This window comes from Streptoverticillium reticulum (assembly GCF_047456005.1).
Taxonomy (GTDB): Bacteria; Actinomycetota; Actinomycetes; order Streptomycetales; family Streptomycetaceae; genus Streptomyces; species Streptomyces reticulum.
In genome coordinates this window covers 3428644-3448589 of the sequence record NZ_CP179755.1, presented here as the reverse complement: position 1 = coordinate 3448589, position 19946 = coordinate 3428644, and the positions used below count along the sequence as shown (strand labels likewise).

At 72.9% G+C, this 19946-nt stretch carries 14 protein-coding genes; 9 read left to right on the top strand and 5 right to left on the bottom strand.

What is annotated here, in order from left to right; translation table 11 throughout:
- Positions 1-57: 57 nt before the first annotated feature.
- A complete protein-coding gene (locus ACMATS_RS15460) occupies positions 58-1182 on the top strand; it encodes an alpha/beta hydrolase (protein ID WP_414168200.1) in 1125 nt (374 codons plus the stop codon).
- A gap of 45 nt (positions 1183-1227) precedes the next feature.
- Here ACMATS_RS15460 and ACMATS_RS15455 read toward each other — a convergent pair whose 3' ends face one another.
- Complete coding sequence (locus tag ACMATS_RS15455) at positions 1228-2334, bottom strand: NlpC/P60 family protein (protein WP_414168199.1); 1107 nt, start codon at positions 2332-2334, stop codon at positions 1228-1230.
- A gap of 269 nt (positions 2335-2603) precedes the next feature.
- Here ACMATS_RS15455 and ACMATS_RS15450 point away from each other — a divergent pair, with 269 nt between their 5' ends.
- Both ACMATS_RS15450 and pcrA read left to right on the top strand, forming a co-directional pair.
- Positions 2604-2957 carry a hypothetical protein gene (locus ACMATS_RS15450; RefSeq protein ID WP_390780471.1) on the top strand — a complete coding sequence of 118 codons (354 nt, stop codon included), beginning with the start codon at positions 2604-2606 and terminating at the stop codon, positions 2955-2957.
- 59 nt (positions 2958-3016) lie between these two features.
- Complete coding sequence (gene pcrA, locus ACMATS_RS15445) at positions 3017-5560, top strand: DNA helicase PcrA (RefSeq protein ID WP_414168198.1); 2544 nt, start codon at positions 3017-3019, stop codon at positions 5558-5560.
- Between the two features lie 72 nt (positions 5561-5632).
- On the opposite strand, the gene ACMATS_RS15440 is transcribed toward pcrA, so the two are convergent.
- Positions 5633-7084, bottom strand: a complete 1452-nt coding sequence (locus ACMATS_RS15440; protein WP_414168197.1) for a M23 family metallopeptidase — start codon at positions 7082-7084, stop codon at positions 5633-5635.
- A gap of 195 nt (positions 7085-7279) precedes the next feature.
- Positions 7280-8077 (bottom strand): esterase/lipase family protein, encoded by a 798-nt coding sequence (locus ACMATS_RS15435; protein ID WP_390780474.1) that lies wholly within the window; start codon positions 8075-8077, stop codon positions 7280-7282.
- Positions 8078-8451: 374 nt separating this feature from the next.
- Here ACMATS_RS15435 and ACMATS_RS15430 point away from each other — a divergent pair, with 374 nt between their 5' ends.
- Positions 8452-8862, top strand: a complete 411-nt coding sequence (locus tag ACMATS_RS15430; RefSeq protein ID WP_336414774.1) for a cobalamin B12-binding domain-containing protein — start codon at positions 8452-8454, stop codon at positions 8860-8862.
- Positions 8863-9001: 139 nt separating this feature from the next.
- Here ACMATS_RS15430 and ACMATS_RS15425 read toward each other — a convergent pair whose 3' ends face one another.
- Both ACMATS_RS15425 and ACMATS_RS15420 read right to left on the bottom strand, forming a co-directional pair.
- Positions 9002-10606 (bottom strand): DUF5691 domain-containing protein, encoded by a 1605-nt coding sequence (locus ACMATS_RS15425; RefSeq protein ID WP_390780475.1) that lies wholly within the window; start codon positions 10604-10606, stop codon positions 9002-9004.
- Positions 10607-10619: 13 nt separating this feature from the next.
- On the bottom strand, positions 10620-11999 hold the full coding sequence (locus ACMATS_RS15420; RefSeq protein WP_414168196.1) for an SWIM zinc finger family protein: 1380 nt from the start codon (positions 11997-11999) through the stop codon (positions 10620-10622).
- A gap of 157 nt (positions 12000-12156) precedes the next feature.
- Here ACMATS_RS15420 and ACMATS_RS15415 point away from each other — a divergent pair, with 157 nt between their 5' ends.
- From ACMATS_RS15415 to sucD, 5 genes are all read left to right on the top strand, one after another.
- Positions 12157-13275, top strand: coding sequence for an ATP-binding protein (locus ACMATS_RS15415; RefSeq protein WP_414170732.1), 1119 nt, complete (start codon positions 12157-12159; stop codon positions 13273-13275).
- Positions 13272-16298, top strand: a complete 3027-nt coding sequence (locus ACMATS_RS15410; RefSeq protein WP_414168195.1) for a DUF5682 family protein — start codon at positions 13272-13274, stop codon at positions 16296-16298. Before ACMATS_RS15415 ends, ACMATS_RS15410 begins: the two co-directional genes overlap by 4 nt.
- On the top strand, positions 16295-17503 hold the full coding sequence (locus ACMATS_RS15405; protein ID WP_414168194.1) for a VWA domain-containing protein: 1209 nt from the start codon (positions 16295-16297) through the stop codon (positions 17501-17503). Before ACMATS_RS15410 ends, ACMATS_RS15405 begins: the two co-directional genes overlap by 4 nt.
- Before the next feature lie 205 nt (positions 17504-17708).
- Complete coding sequence (gene sucC / locus ACMATS_RS15400) at positions 17709-18887, top strand: ADP-forming succinate--CoA ligase subunit beta (protein ID WP_390780516.1); 1179 nt, start codon at positions 17709-17711, stop codon at positions 18885-18887.
- 24 nt (positions 18888-18911) lie between these two features.
- Positions 18912-19796, top strand: coding sequence for a succinate--CoA ligase subunit alpha (sucD, locus tag ACMATS_RS15395; protein ID WP_390780479.1), 885 nt, complete (start codon positions 18912-18914; stop codon positions 19794-19796).
- Positions 19797-19946 lie beyond the last annotated feature (150 nt).

Here is a 19946-nt window from a genome sequence, read left to right as displayed (position 1 = left end):
CCCGCCGGGCATCTACCACGGGCGAGACCACCTCCGCCGAACGAGAGCCACCGCCCGATGAGCCTGACAGGAACGCCCTTCTTCCTGACCGCGATCGTCCTGGTGGTGCTGGCCCTCGCCCTGCCGCTCACCCTCTGGGCGAAGATCGGCGGACCCACGCTGGTCCGGCAGGTCACGCGCTTCTTCATGCTGCTGTTCGCGCAGGTCACGGCGGTCGTCCTGGTCTTCGTGATCGTCAACAACAGCAACGGGCTCTTCGACAGCTGGGCCGATCTGTTCGGCACCGGCAACCACGTCAAGGCGGCGGCCGACCTGGGGCCGGACGGCACCGGCGGCCGCAAGGCCGACGAAGGCCCCAAGGAAGTGCAGAAGTTCAAGCCCGTCTCCGACAACCGGATGGGCCCGGGCGTCCAGGAGACCGAGTTCAAGGGCCGAATATCGGGCGTGGAGGGCGAGGTCTACGTCTGGCTGCCGCCGCAGTACAACGACCCGGCGTACCGGAACAAGAAGTTCCCCGTCGTCGAGGTACTGCCCGGCTTCCCCGGCTCCGCCAAGGCCTGGTTCGGCTCCCTCAACGTCAACACGCAGCTCAAGCCCCTGATGGAGAAGGGCGAGGTCGCCCCGTTCATCATCGTGGCGCCCCGCACCACTCTCCTCGGCGACACCGATTCCGGCTGCGCCAACATCCCCGGCAAGGTCAACGCGGACACCTGGCTCAGCGTCGACGTCCGCAAGATGGTCACCGACACCTTCCGGGCCGAGGACTCCGCCGACGGCTGGGCGGTCGCGGGCTACTCCGCCGGAGCGCACTGCGCGGCCAAGCTCGCCATCGCACACCCGGACCGCTACCGGGCCGGCGTGAGCCTGTCCGGCTACAACGACCCCAACGGCGAGCCCGCTTCGCTCACCGCCAAGACCCCGCAGCTGCGCGACGAGAACAACCCCTGGAAGATGCTCCAGCGCGCCCAGACCCCGCCCCGCGTGGCGCTGTTCCTCTCGGGCGCGGAGACCGACGGCTACCAGGCGGGCATGGCGATCAAGCAGTCGGCCAAGCCGCCGACGACCGTGCAGGTGACCCTGATACCGGCGGGCGCCGGCGGCCACGGCACCGCGGTGTGGAGGAAGCAGGTGCCGGACGTCTTCCGGTGGCTGACCAAGCAGCTGAAGGCGCCCACGGCGTAGGCCCGTTCGACGGCGGCCGTGAGAAGCAGGTGTCGAAAGCGGCCGTCAGACCGGCCGCGTCGCCCCCGCGAACGGCATCTCGTCGATGGGCGCGATCCGCACGGGCGCCCCGGGGTGCGGGGCGTGGATCATCCGGCCGCCGCCGATGTAGAGCCCGACGTGGGTGATGCCCGGGTAGAAGAACACCAGGTCGCCCGGGGCGAGCCGGTCCCGGGCGATCCGCTGCCCGGCGTTGATCTGGGTGTAGGTGGTGCGCGGCAGCGACACCCCGGCCGCCTGCCAGGCTGCCTGCGTCAGGCCCGAGCAGTCGAAGGAGGACGGGCCCGTCGCCCCCCAGACGTAGGGCTTGCCGAGCGCGGAGTAGGCGAACGCCACCGCCTGCGCGGCCCGTCCGGAGACGGCCGAGGCCGCCTCGTGCACCACGGTGGAGGAACTCCCGTCCCCCGTCACGGACTTCACCGCTCCGCCCGCCGCACTGCCGGCCGCCCGGACGGCCGTTCCGGTGTCGCCGCTCTCGACGACCGCCCGCTCCTCGGACGGCAGCTGGTCGAGCACCTCCCGGGCCTGCGCCAGCTTGGTCTCGATGGTGTGCTTGTGCTGCGCCAGCCTCGCCTCGTCCGTCCTGAGCTCGGCGAGCTGGGCCTCGGCGGTGGTCCGTACCTGCCGGACGTCCCGCAGGTCGTGCTGGACGGCGGCGACGGCGGCGGCCTGCCGGGAGCCCGCACGGTCGGCCAGGGAGGCCCGTTCCAGGTACCGGCCGGGGGAGGAGGACAGGAAGAGCCGGACGGTCGCGGGGATGCCGCCCTCGCGGTACTGGGCGGTGGCGAAGGACCCCAGGGCGTTGCGGGCGGCATTGAGCCGTTCGGTCCTGCGGGCGGCCTCGTCCTGGAGCCCGTCCAGCTTCTGCTGGGCCCGGTCGGCCCGCTCCTTCACCCCGTCGTACTGCTCGGTGGCCGCCTCGGCCTGCTGGTAGTAGCGGGCGACCTGGGCCTTGGCCTGGGCGGGGGAGAGGTCGGGCGAGGCGTGGCCGGTGCCCTCCAGGGCCGTGGCGGTGGCGGCGCCCGCGAGGGCGAGGGTGGCCGCCGTCCGGACGGTCGTGCCGGCGAGCTGGTGGAGCCTGGGCTTGCGGTGCGACGCCACGGTGGCCGTCACTTCCTTCCGGTACGGCAGAGACGATGCCCGGCGGCGGCCCGCACGAGGGGGGAGAGAACGGGCCGCCGCCGTCTGCAGGAGGACGCTAAACCGCGGGATCCACGGGAAACGGGCATGACCGGTAATGCCCGCAATCGTCGGTTTGACGATCGTGTCCGGCAGGCTGCCCCGGCGGGTGCGGAAGGATCAATGCCTCCTGTGACCGATGCGGTGTTCCAGCCGGACCTCATGACGAGCGGGTGCTATGCGTCCGGTTAATGTCGGTTCTCATGGACGTACTGATTCACGCCGTGATCGCTGTGCACATCATCGGCATCGCCTCGCTGCTCGGCGGCTTCCTGACCCAGATCAAGGCCATGGGCAAGGGGGAGGCGCGCATGGTCCCCGCGATGCTGCACGGCGCGCTCACCATGCTGGTCACCGGCGTTGCGCTGGTCGGCCTCAACCAGGCCCAGGGCGACACGCTCAACAATTTCAAGATCGGCCTGAAGCTTGCGCTGTTGGTCGTGATCCTGGGGCTGGTGTACGTCAAGCGCGACGACGAGAAGGTCGAGGCGGCGGCCTTCGGCACGGTCGGCGCACTGACGACGGCCAACATCTTCATCGCCCTGCTGTGGGTGTGACCACGGCCTGACCGGATCCGGGACCGGCTGTCGGCGGGGCGGCCTAGACTCGGGAGGCGATGAGCAGCCTCTTTGACGACAGCTTCCTGGCGGACCTGGCCCCCTCCGACGAGGAGCCTCCTCCGCCGCCCCCGGAGGACGACGCGGCCCCGGAGCCCCTGCCGGACGACCTGTTCGGCGAATGGGGTCTCCCCGGGGCCGCAGGGCCCGAGGGGAAGTTCGACGTGCCCGTCCCCCGCGAGGCGTACTACCGCGACGGCGCCGTGCGCCCGGCCGTCGATCCGGCGGCTCTGCTGGAGGGGATGAACGAGCAGCAGCGCGAGGCCGTGGTGCACACCGGTTCGCCGCTGCTGATCGTCGCGGGTGCCGGCTCCGGCAAGACGCGCGTCCTCACGCACCGCATCGCCCATCTGCTGGGCGCGCGCGGCGTGCACCCGGGCCAGATCCTCGCGATCACCTTCACCAACAAGGCCGCGGGCGAGATGAAGGAGCGCGTCGAGCAGCTCGTCGGCCCGCGGGCGAACGCGATGTGGGTGATGACCTTCCACAGCGCGTGCGTCCGCATCCTGCGCCGCGAGAGCAAGAAGCTGGGCTTCACGTCCTCCTTCTCGATCTACGACGCGGCCGACTCCAAGCGGCTCATGGCGCTCGTCTGCCGCGACCTGGACCTCGACCCGAAGAAGTTCCCGCCGAAGTCCTTCAGCGCGAAGATCTCCAACCTCAAGAACGAGCTCATCGACGAGGAGGCCTTCGCCGGGCAGGCCGCGGACGGTTTCGAGAAGACGCTCGCCCAGGCGTACGCGATGTACCAGGCCCGGCTCCGCGAGGCCAACGCCCTGGACTTCGACGACATCATCATGACCACCGTGCACCTGCTGCAGGCCTTCCCGGACGTGGCGGAGCACTACCGGCGCCGCTTCCGGCACGTCCTGGTCGACGAGTACCAGGACACCAACCACGCCCAGTACACGCTCGTGCGCGAGCTGGTCGGCACGCCGGGGACCGCGGGCGAGGAGGGCCCCGGCGAGCTGTGCGTCGTCGGTGACGCCGACCAGTCGATCTACGCCTTCCGCGGCGCCACCATCCGCAACATCCTCCAGTTCGAGGAGGACTACCCGGACGCCACCACGATCCTGCTCGAGCAGAACTACCGCTCCACGCAGACGATCCTCAACGCCGCCAACGCGGTCATCGAGCGCAACGAGAACCGCCGCCCGAAGAACCTGTGGACCGAGGCCGGCGAGGGCGCCGCCATCACCGGCTACGTCGCCGACACCGAGCACGACGAGGCCCAGTTCGTCGCCGACGAGATCGACCGGCTGACGGACGCCGGCGACGCCAAGGCGGGCGACGTGGCCGTCTTCTACCGGACCAACGCCCAGTCCCGCGTCTTCGAAGAGATCTTCATCCGGGTCGGCCTGCCCTACAAGGTCGTCGGCGGCGTGCGCTTCTACGAGCGCAAGGAGGTCCGCGACGTCCTGGCCTACCTGCGGGTGCTCGCCAACCCCGAGGACACCGTGCCGCTGCGGCGCATCCTCAACGTGCCCAAGCGCGGCATCGGCGAGCGTGCCGAGGCCATGATCGACGCCCTGTCGCTGCGCGAGAAGGTCAGCTTCGCGCAGGCGCTGCGCCGCGTGGACGAGGCCTACGGCATGGCCGCCCGCTCGGCGAACGCCGTCAAGCGCTTCAACGTCCTGATGGAGGAGCTGCGCACGGTCGTCGAGTCCGGCGCCGGGCCCGCCACGGTCCTGGAGGCGGTGCTGGAGCGCACGGGCTACCTCGCCGAACTCCAGGCCTCCACCGACCCGCAGGACGAGACCCGCATCGAGAACCTCCAGGAACTCGCGGCCGTCGCCCTCGAGTTCGAGCAGGAGCGCACGGAGGAGGAGCCGGGCACCCTGGCCGACTTCCTGGAGAAGGTCGCGCTCGTCGCCGACTCCGACCAGATCCCCGACGAGGCTGAGAGATCAGCGGCTGGCGCCGCGGGGGCGGGCACCGGCGTCATCACGCTGATGACCCTGCACACGGCCAAGGGCCTGGAGTTCCCGGTCGTCTTCGTCACGGGCATGGAGGACGGCGTCTTCCCGCACATGCGCGCCCTCGGCCAGACCAAGGAGCTGGAGGAGGAGCGCCGGCTCGCCTACGTGGGCATCACGCGGGCCCGCGAGCGGCTGTACCTGACCCGGTCGAGCATGCGCAGCGCGTGGGGCCAGCCCTCCTACAACCCGCCGTCGCGGTTCCTGGAGGAGATCCCCGACCAGTACGTGACCTGGCGGCGCACCGGGCCGGCGACGCCCTCGGCGACGATGGGCTCGATGGGGTCGGGGCGCAGCGGCTCGGGCATCACGTCCGGCTTCGCGTCGTCGCGCGGTTCGGGTCCCGGTGCGGGCAAGGCGGGGCCGAGCGGGTTCGCCACGCGCCGCGCCAAGGACCGTCCGGTGGTCGCCCTGGCCATCGGGGACCGGGTCACACACGACTCGTTCGGGCTCGGCACGGTCGTCGGGGTCAAGGGCAGCGGGGACAACGCCGAGGCGACGATCGACTTCGGCGAGGAGAAGCCGAAGCGGTTGCTGCTGCGCTATGCGCCGGTGGAGAAGCTTTAGCTTTGTCGTTTTGCTGCGGGTTCGCTGTGGCTGATCGCGCAGTTCCCCGCGCCCCTTTGGGGCGCGGGGAACTTACGTCGGGTCCAGGTCGTGGCTGCGGAGCCACGGGAGGGGGTCCACGGCCGAGCCGCCGGGGCGGACCTCGAAGTGGAGGTGCGGGCCGGTGGAGTTGCCGGAGTTGCCGGAATAGGCGATGACGTCCCCGGCCTTGACCTTCCCCGAGCGCAGCTTGTAGCTGCTCAGGTGGCAGTACCAGGTCTCGGTGCCGTCCGCGGACGTCACCTTGGCCATGTTGCCGTAGGCGACGTTGTACTGCGTGCTGACGGTGCCGTCGGTGGCGGCCATGACCGGAGTGCCGTAGCTGACGGGGAAGTCGATGCCGGTGTGCACCGACATCCAGTTGACGCCCGCCTGTCCGAAGAAGGCGCTCAGGCCGTGCTGGCTGACGGGGAGCGCGAACTTCGGGCGCTCCGCCTCTTTTCGGGCGGCTTCCTCCGCCTTGCGTTTGCGCTCCTCCTCCTGGCGGGCCTGGAGGTCGAGCCGCTCCTGGTTGCGGCTGGCGCGGGAGGCGAAGTCGTCGGCGCCCTTGCTGAGACCGGCGAGCTGGGTGTCCAGCTTGCTGTTGGCCGCCGAGAGCTTCACCGGCTGCTCGGGGGCGGCCTGCGTGTGCGGGGTGTCCTTGTGCCCGCCGGCCACCACGGACGCGGCGGCGATCCCGGCCACGCCCATGACGGCCACCGAGGGCACGGCGACCGTGAGGAGCGCCCGGCGGCGGGGGCGGTAACCGGCGCGCGAGGCAGCGCCCTTGCGGCGGCTGCGGGCGGGGGCGGCCGGGGACGGCTCCGCCGCCGGGGCCTCCGTCTCCTCCATGTCGAGGACCGACATGGTGCAGGTCTCGGCGTCGGCCACACCGGAGAACCCGGAGACGGCCGAGACATCGGTCATGAGGGTCGGGGTGGGGACGACCACGGGCGTCGGCTCGGGCTCCGGGGCCGCCTCCGGCGCGGTCTCGGCGTAGCCGCTGGTGTCCCAGGCCTGGGTCTGCGAGTAACCGGTGAAGTCCCACTGGGCGGAGGTGTTCCAGGACGGGTAGTACCCGGAGGTGTCCCAGGTCTGCGTCATGGCCTGGTCGACGGGCGGTTGCTGCTGCCCGGCCTGTGCCGCGGCGTGCGCATCCGTCCCCCAGCCACCGGGCCCGGAAATGCCGGAGCCGTACGTGTCGTACGAACCGGCCGCGGCCCAGCCGGAGCCGTCCCACGACTGTCCGCCGTCGCCGAGGTCGTAGCCGCTGAAGTCCCAGGTCTGGGTCTGCCCGCTCGTGGCGCCCCAGGTGCTGGTGGTCTCCCAGTGCCCCGAACCGCCGGAGGCGTACGTGTCGTAGGCGTATCCGGCGTAGCCCTGCGGTGCGTTGTTCTGCGCGTTGTTCTGCTGCTCGTACGGCGACGGGGCGTAGTGCCCGTAGGCGGAGGCATCGGGAGCGGGAACGGTCGGAGCCGGGCCCGCCGACGGGTGACGGTCGTTCACCACCACTTCCATTTCGCCTTGGGGGCAGGAGAATTAGCGGCGACTGTACCCGGCGGTATGCGACGGCGACAATCTTCCCCACGTTTCGGGCATGCGGACGCCGGGCATTTAGCCGCCTTTTGGTGGACTGAACCCGGGCGGCTCGACTTGACGTTCGATATACGTTCGACAAGAGGCCGCCCGGGACCCCGTCGGTCAGGCCACCGAGGCCGCCCCGGCACGGCCGTCCGCCGTCTCCTCCGTGGTCAGCGCCTGCCGGATGCCGGCGGCCACCTCCGCGTGCACGGGGAGGGCGAGATGACCGACGCCGCTCACCCGCACACTGCGCGAGATCAGATCCGGATGATCGATCCGTGCAGTCTCCACGGGGATCATGATGAGATCGAGGTCGCTCCAGAAACTGACGAATTGCGTGCCGCATTGCGGCGCCGGTTCCGCGAGCTCCGCGACGATCTCGGAATCGGGGCGCATCTGCCGGGCCAGCGGGTGCCCGGGCACGATGCCCGCCAGGTGGGTGCCGGCATGCGGGGTGCCGAGCGTGACCAGGGTGCGGACCCGGGTGTCACCGCCCATCCGCTGCACGTAGTACCGGGCGATCAGGCCGCCGAGGCTGTGCCCGACGACGTCGACCTGCGGACTGCCGGTGCGGGCGCAGACCTCCTCGACATGCCCGGCGAGGAGCGCGGCCGCGGCGCGGACGTCGCACGTCAGCAGCGAGAAGTTGAGGGTCAGGACGTGCTGCCAGCCGTGCCGCCGCAGGGAGCGGCGGAGCAGGGCGAAGACCGAGCGGTTGTCGATGAAGCCGTGGAGGAGGAGCACCGGCGGGCGGTCCTCGCCGTCGTCCTCCTGCTCGCTCCGCGGCCCGGTGACGGCAGGCGGCGGGGGGCGGCGCTCCTGCGCCAGGCCCGTCGGATAGAGCAGGACGTGCACCGTGAGGATCAACAGCTCGAGCACCGTGGACCGCAGCAGCGCGGCAGAAGGGCGTACGAGCATGCGGAGATAGGGCAAGGCCCCCATTGGCCGACCTCCCGAACGGCACACATGCAGGGCATCTGTCCCCCGTGTGCCCTGGCGGGCAGCTGTGCGCTGCCTGCCGCACCGCTGAGCCATGCGGCTGGGACGGCTCTGCGGCGCGGCGGCCTCGTCGCGGCTCCCCTTGCGGCCGCCCCGCGGCCCGGCGGCTCTGGAGATCCGGGCGGCGCTGCGGCCCGTGAGACGCGGGAACGGGAGCGGTGAGAAGCGAACGTGGTGTCCCACGTGTGATTTCCCCCTCGCTCTCCACCGCGAAACGGCCGGTTGCGGGATGCTGTGGATAACGTTCGTTCACATCCCCGGCCGGTTGGCGGCGGTAGTGCATGGAGGCAGTGATGGGAGTGACCGGTCCGATCCGCGTGGTGGTGGCCAAGCCGGGGCTCGACGGCCATGATCGCGGCGCCAAGGTCATCGCGCGGGCGCTGCGCGACGCGGGCATGGAGGTGATCTACACCGGGCTCCACCAGACGCCCGAGCAGATCGTCGACACCGCGATCCAGGAGGACGCCGACGCGATCGGGCTGTCCATCCTGTCCGGCGCGCACAACACCCTGTTCGCCAAGGTGCTGGAGCTGCTCCGGGAGCGCGACGCCGAGGACATCAAGGTCTTCGGCGGCGGCATCATCCCGGACGAGGACATCCCGCCGCTCAAGGCGCTGGGCGTCGCGGAGATCTTCACCCCGGGCGCCACGACGGCATCGATCGTGGAGTGGGTCAACGCCAACGTGCGCCACGCCGTGGGCTGATCCGGTGCGGGGCCCCGGGGCGGGGCCTGTCCGGCGGATCTTCGCGCCCCGTAAGGGGCGCGGGGAACTGCGCGACCAGCCACCGCCGGCCCGCAGCCGACGCACTACCCCAGGGGTCCGGGGCGAAGCCCCGCGCCCCTTACGGGGCGCCCAACTCCTCCCGCATCACCCCCCGCAGCCGCAGCGTGCCCACGAGCCGGCGGAACGCCTCCGCCCAGTAACCGGAGGCCCCCGGCGGAGCCGACTCCTCGTCCGGCACCGAGGTGAGCACCTCCAGCCGCCCCGCCTCCGCCGGATCGAGGCAGCGCTCCGCCATCCCCATCACCCCGCTGAAGCTCCACGGATAACTCCCCGCGTCCCGCGCGATGTCGAGCGCATCCACCACCGCCCTCCCCAGCGGCTCCGCCCACGGCACCGCGCACACCCCCAGCAGCCGGAACGCGTCCGACAGCCCGTGCGCGGCAATGAAGTCGGCCACCCAGACGGCCCGTTCGGCGGGCGGCAGGGCCGACAGCAGCTTCGCCGGGTCGCGCCACGTCCCGCCTTCCGGCGCGGGCGGCGCCGTCGCCGGGCCGAGCAGCGCCCTCGCCCACGCGGCGTCCCGCTGCCGCACGGCCGCCCGGCACCAGGCGGCGTGCAGATCGGGCTGCCAGCCGTCGGCCACCGGCAGGGCCACCGCCTCGGCCGCGCCCGTGACGCCGAGCCGCTCGTACCACGTCGCCAGGGGCGCGGCCTCGACCAGCTGGGTCAGCCACCACGACCGCTCGCCCCTGCCGGACGGCGGCTTGGCGGCCACACCGTCCCGCTGCATCGCGCTGTCGCACTCGGGCGGCGCCTCCACCGCTATGCGCCGGTCCTCGCGGGTGCCCGTGAGGTCCAGGGACACGCAGGCGCGGGCCCGTTCGGCCATCCGGGCCGCGAGGGCCGAGCCGGGGAGGGCGGACAGGAGCTCGGCCGCCAGGGCCCGCACATTGCGGCTGCGGTCCGACAGGGCCTGCTCCAGGAACGGCTCGTCCGCGAGGGAGACGCCCTCCCGCAGGGTGTCGAGGAACATCAGCCGGTCCTCCGCGCGCTCCTCGGCCCACGTGGTGGCCAGCAACTCCCGGGCGGCCGCCGGATCGCCGCGCCGCAGGGACGCCAGCAGAGCGGCCCGCTCGGCGAACAGCCCCTCGTGCCAGAACTGTTCACCGGCTGCCGAGGGCAGCGCCGCGCTGCCCGCCGCGGTGCCGCGCAGGGCATACGCCCACTGCGGGTTGAGCCGGGCCAGCCACAGCGCGCGCGGCCCGGCCAGGGCGAGGGCCTCCGCCCGCAGGTCGCTGCGCGCCCGGGCCGCGTCGAGCAGGCCGGGCAGCAACGGGGCGGGAGCCCGGTAGCCGTGGCCGTTGGCGGCGGTGAGCCACTGCGGCAGCAGCTCGGTCAGATCGGGCGCGGAGCCCTGACGGCCCGCGCCGCCGGGGCCCGCCCGGTCGGCGAGCAGCAGCGCCAACCGCCGTGCGGCAGCGGGCGGCAGCGGCGGACGGGGATCGTCCGGGGCCGCCTCGGGACGCGCCCCGGCCGCCGCCGGCAGCAGGGCGGCGCGCCGCTGCACCGTGCGCAGCGCGGCCTCGTCCAGCAGCGCTGCCGCCGGATCCTGCCCCGGGCGCGGCTGCACGGGCGGGGTGCGCCGCTCGGTGCCGAGCAGGGCGGCGGCGACGAGCTCGTCCCAGGCGGGCGTGTGCGCGGTGGCGCACGGGGTGGTGGTCATGCCTCGATTCCCTTCACAGTGTCACGAGTTCCGGCGCCCACGTGGCCAGCGGTGCGAAGCCCCGGTGACCGCATTCACCGAAGACCGTCACCGGGCCCCCGCCGGATATCGCCGCGAGCTGCCACAGGCCCGTACGGTCGCTGCACCGCGGGTCGACGGGCAGCGCCGACTCGCCGTCGGCATCGGCCAGTTGCCAGCCGTGCTCGGGATCCGGGACCGGGACCACGCCCGACAGGACCACCGGCCACGCGTCCAGCCAGGGATCGTCGCGCAGGGCCTCGCCGTAGGCGCGCAGAGCCGCCTCCGCGCCGCCCCCCGGCGGGGGTGCGAGGGAGGGGGCGGGAGGCGCGTGGCGGGTGCCCAGGACGGCTCGCAGCGGGCGGGCCGATGGGTGGAAGGCGAGGTCGGCGTCCAGCACGAGGCCTGCGGGCAACGAGAGTTCGGGCGCCTTGCCCCCTCCGTCGTAGGAGAGGAGGAGCGCCATCCGGCCCGTCGCCGTGCCGCGGAGCCAGATGCGACGGGTGATCAACCGGCCGTCGTCGCCGTCCTGCTGGGCCAGGACCAGCCAGCGGTCGCGGACGGGCGCGGCCGAGGCCAGCACGGCGGCCGCGCCCGTACTGACCCCGACGCGGCTGCGCACTGTTGCCGCGAGCGGACCGGGGAGCCGGTCCGCCTGCAGAAAGCCCTGGTTGAGGGCGTGGAGCAGGGCGCACTCCTCCAGCAGCCGCGACGCCCCGGCCGCACCCGACAGCGGCGCCAACTCCCTTGCGCGCGAGGCCAGGCCCGGCGCCTGGGCGTCGACCATGCGGGCGGCCGTCTCCTCCCAGTGCCCGTACGCGGACCCTTCGGCGGCCGCGAGGCCGTGCCGCAGCAGATCCACCAGCCGCTGCTCCAGCTCCACGGCACCCGCGGCCATGCGCTGCGCCCGGCGGTCCGCCCGGCGCCGGGCCGACTCGCCGTCGGCCGCGGGTTTCCCGGGCCCGCCGCCCGGCCCCTCCACGGCCTCCGGCGCCGTGCGGGCGCGCTGCCTCCGCCGGTCCAGCCATGCACCCGCCCAGGCCGGAGGATCCTCCGCCGTGGCCGGTACCGCCTCCCCGCCCGCGGACCACAACAGCAGCAGCCCCAGGGCGTGTTTGCACGGGAACTTGCGGCTCGGGCACGTGCAGTGGAAGCCCGGGCCGGCCTCGTCCGCCAGATCCACGACCGTCCGGTACGGCGTGCTGCCGCTGCCCCGGCACTCCCCCCAGACCGCGCCCGCGCCCCCCTTCGCGCGGGCACCCGCGCCCGACCACGGGCCCGGCACCCCGAGCCGCGCGCCCGCCTTGCGTGATGCGGCGTCAGGTGCGAGCGCGAGCACCTGATCCTCCGTCCGGCGTTCCCCCTGCGGATTCATGCCGACCATGCTGGACCCAGGCACTGACAATCGGCCTCGGCGCGGAGAACTAGCAGGTCAGGGCGATTGTCAGTGGGCTGGTGCAGGGTGGTTCACGCATCCCGGAACCGCACGACGAGGGGGACTTGTGACCGTGTCCGGAATCCCAGCCACCACCATGCCGTCCACCGGGGCCCAGGCCCTGACCCAGGCCCTGACCCAGGCCCTGCGACCGCACGCCGAGGACGCCTTCGCGGACGAGCTCGCGGCCCTCGCCGCCGCCGACGACCGTCCCAGGCCCGCCCGTTGGCGCCTGTCGCCCTGGGCCGTGGCCACGTACCTGCTCGGCGGCACGCTGCCCGACGGCACCGTGATCACGCCCAAGTACGTGGGCCCGCGGCGCATCGTGGAAGTCGCCGTCACCACGCTCGCCACCGACCGCGCACTGCTCCTGCTCGGCGTGCCCGGCACGGCCAAGACGTGGGTGTCCGAGCACCTCGCCGCCGCCGTCAGCGGCGACTCCACCCTCCTGGTGCAGGGCACCGCGGGCACCGCCGAGGAGGCCATCCGCTACGGCTGGAACTACGCCCGCCTCCTGGCCCACGGCCCCAGCCGCGAAGCGCTCGTGCCCAGCCCCGTCATGCGCGCCATGGCCGAGGGCCTGACCGCCCGCGTCGAGGAGCTCACCCGCATCCCGGCCGACGTCCAGGACACGCTCATCACCGTCCTCTCCGAGAAGACCCTGCCCATCCCCGAACTCGGCGAAGAAGTCCAGGCCATTCGCGGCTTCAACCTCATCGCCACCGCCAACGACCGCGACCGCGGCGTCAACGAGCTCTCCAGCGCGCTCCGCCGCCGCTTCAACACCGTCGTCCTGCCCCTGCCGGAGACCCCCGAGGCCGAGGTCGACATCGTCGCCCGGCGCGTCGAGCAGCTCGGCCGCGCTCTCGACCTGCCGGCCGCGCCCGACGGGGCGGACGAGATCCGGCGCGTCGTCACGGTCTTCCGCGAGCTGCGCGACGGGGTCACCACGGACGGCCGCACCAAGCTCAAGTCGCCCTCGGGCACGCTCTCCACGGCCGAGGCCATCTCCGTCGTCACCGGCGGCCTGGCGCTCGCCGCACACTTCGGCGACGGAGTGCTGCGCGCCGGCGACGTGGCCGCGGGCATTCTCGGCGCGGTCGTCCGCGACCCGGCGGTCGACCGGCTGGTCTGGCAGGAGTACGTGGAGACGGTCGTCCGCGAGCGGGACGGCTGGAAGGACTTCTACCGCGCGTGCCGCGAGGTGTCCGCATGACCACGGCCCCCGCCCTGCTGGGCGTACGCCACCACGGCCCGGGCTCGGCCCGCGCCGTACGGGCGGCGCTCGACCGGTGCCGGCCGAGCGCCGTACTGATCGAGGGCCCGCCGGAGGCGGACGCGATCGTCCACCTCGCCGCGGACCCGCGGATGCGCCCGCCCGTGGCCCTGCTCGCCCACGCCACCGACGACCCCGGGCGCGCGGCCTTCTGGCCGCTCGCCGAGTTCTCCCCGGAATGGGTGGCCCTGCGCTGGGCCCTGTCCCACGACGTGCCGGTGCGCTTCATCGACCTGCCGGCCGCCGTGTCGCTCGCGCTCGGCGATGAGCGGTTGCCCGGTGCGGGGGACCCGGGCGAGGAAGGGGGTCTGCCCGCGGGGCGGCCGGATGCTGCGTCGGTGGGGAGTGCTGTGCAGGTGGCTGCCGCGTGCGGCGGTCCGTCCCGGCGGAACGGCCTGTTCGGACAAGGGGTGTTGCCCGGCACGCAGTGGTCGGGTGAGGAAGAGGTTCTGCCCGCGGGGCGGCCGGATGCTGTGTCGGCGGAAGATGCTGCGCAGGCGGCTGCCGAGCGCAGCGGCTTGTCCCCTCGGGACGGCTTCCTCGGTCAAGGGGCGCTGCCCAGGGGTCTGCCTGTGGGCAGGCCGGGTGCCGCGTGCAGCGGGCCGTCCCATGGGAACGGCCGGTTCGGCCGAGGGGTGTTGCCCGATGCGGGGTTCCTGGGTGAGGAAGAGGACCGCCCCGGTGTCGCGTGCAGCAGGCCCTCTCGCGGGAACGGCCTGTTCGGCGAAGGGGCGTTGCCCCGTGCGCGGCGCCTGGGTGAGGAAGGGGCTCCGTCCGCGGGGCGGCCGGACGGTGCGTCGGCGGGAGGTGCTGCGCAGGCGGCTGCTGCGTACAGTGGCTCGTCCCGGGCGTTGCCCGGTGCCCACCGCTCGGACGTTGATGGGGCTCTGCCTGCTGGCCGGCCGGACGTCGCCCCGGCGGGCGCCGCACCCCGCCGGGACGGCACGCTCGGCCGCACCGCATTCACCGGTGCGGCGTGCCCGAACGCCGCGCCGGATGGCGTCGCGGCGCCCGGCCCCACCGGTCGGGACGACCCGCTCGGTGCGCTCGCCGCAGCCGCCGGGTACGACGACGCCGAGGCCTGGTGGGAGGACGCCGTCGAGCACCGGCGCGGACGTGGCGCCGATGACGATGCCCTGGCGCCCTTCCTGGCCCTCGCCGAGGCCATGGCGGAGCTGCGGGCGGACAGTGGTCCCGTCGGCGCGCGGGACGCCGTGCGGGAAGCGCACATGCGGCTGAAACTCCGCGAGGCGCGGCGGGAGTTCGGGGACGGTGTCGCCGTCGTCTGCGGCGCCTGGCACGTGCCCGCCCTCGCCGAGAAGCGGACGGTGGCGTCCGACCGGCAGTTGCTCAAGGGGCTGCCCAAGGTCAAGGCGGCGATCGGCTGGGTGCCGTGGACGCACCGGCGGCTGGCCCGGCGCAGCGGCTACGGCGCCGGGGTCACCTCGCCCGGCTGGTACGCGCATCTCTTCCACGCGCCCGACCGGGTGGTCGAGCGCTGGATGACCACGGTCGCCCGGCTGTTGCGCGAGGAGGACCGTCCCGTCTCCTCGGCCCACGTCATCGAGGCCGTACGGCTCGCCGGAACCCTCGCCGCGATGCGCGGGCGCCCGCTGGCCGGGCTCGCCGAGACGACCGACGCCGTGCGCGCGGTGATGTGCGACGGATCCGACGTGCCGCTCGCCCTCGTGCAGGACCGACTCGTCATCGGGGACGTGCTCGGCGAAGTCCCCGACTCCGCACCGGCCGTGCCCCTCCAGCGCGACCTGGACCGGCTGCAGCGCAGCCTTCGGCTGAAGCCCGAAGCCGCCGTCCGCGAGCGCGAGTTCGACCTGCGCACCGACAACGACGCGGCCCGCAGCAGACTGCTGCACCGCCTGCGGCTGCTCGGCGTCGCCTGGGGCGAGCCCGTGCGCTCGCGCGGCTCGCTCGGCACCTTCCGGGAGACCTGGCGGCTGTGCTGGGAGCCCGAGTCGGCCGTCCGCGTCGCCGAGGCCGGCATCTGGGGCACGACCGTGGAGGGCGCGGCCACGGCCAAGGCGGAGTCCCTGGCCCGCGAGTCCGACAGCCTCGCCGAGGTCACGGCGCTGGCCGAGCAGTGCCTGCTCGCCGGGCTCCCCGACGCCCTCCCGGTGGTCATGCGCGCCCTCGCCGACCGGGCCGCGCTCGACACGGACGTGGGCCATCTGGCCCGGGCCCTGCCCGCGTTGGTCCGTTCCGTGCGCTACGGGGACGTCCGCCGCACCGATATCGCTGCTCTCGGCGAGGTGGCCGAGGGGATCGCCGAGCGGGTCTTCGTCGGGCTCCCCGCCGCCTGCGCAGGGCTCGACGCGGACGCGGCGGCGGAGACGCGAGGGCACGTCGACGCGGTGCACCAGGCCGTCGGCCTGCTCGGCAAGGAGCCGCTGCGGGAGCGCTGGGCCGCCGTCCTCGGCACCCTCGCCGCCCGCGAGCACCTGCCCGGGGGCATCAAGGGCCGGGCCGTCCGGCTGCTGCTGGACGACGGACGGCTCCCCGAGGGCGAGGCCGCCCGGCTCATGGGCCTCGCGCTCTCCGCCGGCGCGGCCCCGGCCGAAGCGGCCGCCTGGATCGAGGGGTTCACCGGCAGCGGCGGATCCGGCGGCATGCTGCTCGTCCACGACGAGCGGCTCCTCGCCCTCGTCGACGCCTGGCTCACCGGCGTGCCACCGGATGCGTTCACGGACGTCCTGCCCCTGCTGCGCCGCACCTTCTCCGCCTACGAACCGGGGGTGCGCCGCAGCCTCGGCGAGCTGATCCGCAGAGGCGGCGCGGGCGCGCCGGCACCGGCCGGGGACGGCATGCCCGGATTCGGCCCGGAGCTCGACGCCGCACGCGCGGCGGCCGTCCTGCCCACGCTGCGCCTGCTGTTGGGCCTCGACGCCCGGACGGAAACAGAAGAAGAGGACACCTCACCAGCACTCACCGGGGGAGCACCGCAATGAACGCCACCGTCGTCGATGCCACCGCCACCGCCACCGCCACCGCCACCGCCACCGCCACCGACGAGCGGCTGCGCCGCTGGCGCCTCGTGCTCGGCGACGACAGCGGTGCCGACGGCACCGGCTGCGCCCTCGCCGGCACCGACGCCGCCATGGACCGCACCCTGCAGGCCCTCTACGGCGACCGCTCCGGCGAGGACCGGGCCGACGGCACCCGGCGCGGTGCCGGGCTCGGCGGCTCCGCGCCGCGGGTCGCCCGCTGGCTGGGGGACATCCGTACGTACTTCCCGACATCAGTCGTTCAGGTGATGCAGCGCGACGCCATCGAGCGCCTCGGCCTGTCCGCCCTGCTGCTGGAGCCCGAACTGCTGGAGGCCGTCGAGGCGGACGTCCATCTCGTCGGCACCCTCCTCTCCCTCAACCGGGCCATGCCCGAGACGGCGAAAGAGACCGCGCGGGCCGTCGTCCGCAAGGTCGTCCAGGACCTGGAGCGGCGCCTGTCGTCCCGCACCCGGGCCACCCTCACCGGCGCCCTCGACCGCTCCTCCCGCGTCGCCCGCCCCCGCCACCGCGACATCGACTGGGACCGCACGATCAGGGCCAACCTCAAGCACTACCTGCCCGAGCACGGCACGGTCGTCCCCGAGCGCCTGGTCGGCCACGGGCGTGCGGCGCAGTCCCTGCGCAAGGAGGTGATGCTGTGCATCGACCAGTCCGGCTCGATGGCCGCCTCCGTCGTCTACGCCTCGGTCTTCGGTGCCGTCCTGGCCTCGATGCGGGCGCTCGACACCCGGCTGGTCGTCTTCGACACCTCCGTCGTGGATCTCACCGACCGGTTGGCCGATCCGGTGGACGTTCTCTTCGGCACCCAGCTCGGCGGCGGCACGGACATCAACCGCGCCCTCGCCTACTGCCAGTCCCGCATCACCCGCCCGGCCGAAACGGTCGTGGTCCTCATCAGTGATCTCTACGAGGGCGGGATCCGGGACGGGATGCTCAAACGGGTGGCGGCCATGAAGGCCTCCGGGGTGCAGTTCGTGTCCCTGCTGGCGCTCTCCGACGAGGGCGCCCCCGCCTACGACCGTGAGCACGCGGCGGCCCTGGCGGCCCTCGGCGCCCCCGCCTTCGCCTGTACGCCGGATCTCTTTCCCGATGTGATGGCGGCGGCCCTGGAGAAGCGTCCGCTGCCGATACCCGAGTCCGGATGAGGCCTCCGCCTGTGAGGCTAATCACGGCCGGAGTGTGAGCTGTGATTTAGGGCCGCCCCTCCGGCGGGGATAACCTGCGAGACGGACATGCCGCGTCAACGGTGATCGTGTGCCGCCCTCGTAATAGATCGCGTCCTCACGCTGCCCCGCGGCACGCCCGCGCAGACAACGAACCGCGATATCCATGGAAAAGGGACTGACGCGCGTGGACCTGTTCGAGTACCAGGCGAGGGACCTCTTCGCCAAGCACGGTGTACCGGTGCTGGCCGGTGAAGTCATCGACACGCCTGAGGCGGCGCGCGAGGCCACTGAGCGTCTGGGCGGCCGTTCGGTCGTCAAGGCTCAGGTGAAGGTCGGCGGCCGTGGCAAGGCCGGCGGCGTGAAGCTGGCCGCCACCCCGGACGAGGCCGTTGCCCGCGCGACGGACATCCTCGGCATGGACATCAAGGGCCACACGGTCCACAAGGTCATGATCGCCGAGACCGCTCCGGAGATCGCCGAGGAGTACTACGTCTCGTACCTCCTCGACCGGACCAACCGGACCTTCCTCGCCATGGCGTCGGTCGCCGGCGGCATGGACATCGAGGAGGTCGCCGCCACGACCCCCGAGAAGCTCGCGAAGGTCCCGGTGGACGCCAACGAGGGCGTCTCCATCGAGAAGGCCCGCGAGATCGTGGCCCAGGCGAAGTTCCCGGCCGAGGTCGCGGAGCAGGTCGCCGAGGTCATGGTGACCCTGTGGAAGACCTTCGTCGCCGAGGACGCCCTCCTCGTCGAGGTCAACCCGCTCGCCAAGGTCGCCGACGGCCGCGTCATCGCCCTCGACGGCAAGGTCTCCCTGGACGAGAACGCGGACTTCCGCCAGCCCGGCCACGAGGAGCTGGTCGACAAGGCCGCGGCCAACCCGCTGGAGGCCGCCGCCAAGGAGAAGCACCTCAACTACGTCAAGCTCGAGGGCCAGGTCGGCATCATCGGCAACGGCGCGGGTCTCGTCATGAGCACCCTGGACGTCGTCGCCTACGCCGGCGAGAAGCACGGCGGCGTCAAGCCCGCCAACTTCCTCGACATCGGCGGCGGTGCCTCGGCCGAGGTCATGGCCAACGGTCTTGAGATCATCCTCGGCGACCCGGACGTCAAGTCCGTCTTCGTCAACGTCTTCGGTGGCATCACCGCCTGTGACGAGGTCGCCAAGGGCATCGTCCAGGCTCTCCAGCTCCTGAAGGACAAGGGCGAGGACGTCTCCAAGCCGCTCGTCGTGCGTCTCGACGGCAACAACGCGGAGCTGGGTCGCAAGATCCTTTCCGACGCCAACCACCCGCTGGTGCAGCGCGTGGACACCATGGACGGTGCGGCCGACAAGGCCGCCGAGCTCGCGGCCGCGAAGTAATAGGGACGAGGTCAAAGACACATCATGGCTATCTTCCTCACCAAGGACAGCAAGGTCATCGTCCAGGGCATGACCGGCTCCACGGGCATGAAGCACACCAAGCTCATGCTCGCTGACGGCACCAACATCGTCGGTGGCGTCAACCCGCGCAAGGCCGGCACCTCCGTCGACTTCGACGGCCACGAGGTCCCCGTCTTCGGCTCGGTCGCCGAGGCGATGGAGAAGACCGGTGCCGACGTCACCGTCGTCTTCGTCCCGCCGGCCTTCTCCAAGGCAGCGGTCGTCGAGGCGATCGACGCGGGCATCGGCCTGGCCGTCGTCATCACCGAGGGCATCGCCGTCCACGACTCGGCCGCCTTCTGGGCGTACGCCAAGGCCAAGGGCAACAAGACCCGCATCATCGGCCCCAACTGCCCCGGTCTGATCACCCCGGGCCAGTCCAACGCCGGCATCATCCCGGGCGACATCACCAAGCCCGGCCGCATCGGTCTCGTGTCCAAGTCCGGCACGCTGACCTACCAGATGATGTACGAGCTCCGTGACCTCGGCTTCAGCTCCTGCGTCGGCATCGGTGGCGACCCGGTCATCGGCACCACGCACATCGACGCGCTGAAGGCGTTCCAGGACGACCCCGAGACCGACCTGATCGTCATGATCGGCGAGATCGGCGGCGACGCCGAGGAGCGGGCCGCGGACTTCATCAAGGAGCACGTCACCAAGCCGGTCGTCGGCTACGTGGCTGGTTTCACCGCGCCCGAGGGCAAGACGATGGGCCACGCCGGTGCCATCGTGTCCGGCTCGTCCGGCACCGCCCAGGCGAAGAAGGAGGCCCTCGAGGCCGCCGGTGTGAAGGTCGGCAAGACCCCGTCCGAGACGGCCCGCCTGGCGCGCGCCGCCCTCGCCGGCTGACCCTCCGCCGCTTCGGCCGCACGGCCGGTCCGTGGGCCCGCACCCCTGTCCGGGGGTGCGGGCCCACGGCCGTTTCCGGTGCTCGCGGCCGGGGTGAGGGCCCGTGAACGCGACACGACGACCATGTGACCGAATACCCGGACCAAAGCC

What these genes read in the sequence shown, in the direction of transcription:
- ACMATS_RS15405 (WP_414168194.1), top strand. Translation starts at nt 16,295, where the DNA reads ATGAACGCCACCGTCGTCGATGCCACCGCCACCGCCACCGCCACCGCC.
- ACMATS_RS15425 (WP_390780475.1), bottom strand. Translation starts at nt 10,606, where the DNA reads ATGACCACCACCCCGTGCGCCACCGCGCACACGCCCGCCTGGGACGAG.
- sucD (WP_390780479.1), top strand. Translation starts at nt 18,912, where the DNA reads ATGGCTATCTTCCTCACCAAGGACAGCAAGGTCATCGTCCAGGGCATG.
- pcrA (WP_414168198.1), top strand. Translation starts at nt 3,017, where the DNA reads ATGAGCAGCCTCTTTGACGACAGCTTCCTGGCGGACCTGGCCCCCTCC.
- ACMATS_RS15450 (WP_390780471.1), top strand. Translation starts at nt 2,604, where the DNA reads ATGGACGTACTGATTCACGCCGTGATCGCTGTGCACATCATCGGCATC.
- ACMATS_RS15410 (WP_414168195.1), top strand. Translation starts at nt 13,272, where the DNA reads ATGACCACGGCCCCCGCCCTGCTGGGCGTACGCCACCACGGCCCGGGC.
- ACMATS_RS15430 (WP_336414774.1), top strand. Translation starts at nt 8,452, where the DNA reads ATGGGAGTGACCGGTCCGATCCGCGTGGTGGTGGCCAAGCCGGGGCTC.
- ACMATS_RS15460 (WP_414168200.1), top strand. Translation starts at nt 58, where the DNA reads ATGAGCCTGACAGGAACGCCCTTCTTCCTGACCGCGATCGTCCTGGTG.
- ACMATS_RS15415 (WP_414170732.1), top strand. Translation starts at nt 12,157, where the DNA reads ATGCCGTCCACCGGGGCCCAGGCCCTGACCCAGGCCCTGACCCAGGCC.
- ACMATS_RS15435 (WP_390780474.1), bottom strand. Translation starts at nt 8,077, where the DNA reads ATGCTCGTACGCCCTTCTGCCGCGCTGCTGCGGTCCACGGTGCTCGAG.
- ACMATS_RS15420 (WP_414168196.1), bottom strand. Translation starts at nt 11,999, where the DNA reads ATGAATCCGCAGGGGGAACGCCGGACGGAGGATCAGGTGCTCGCGCTC.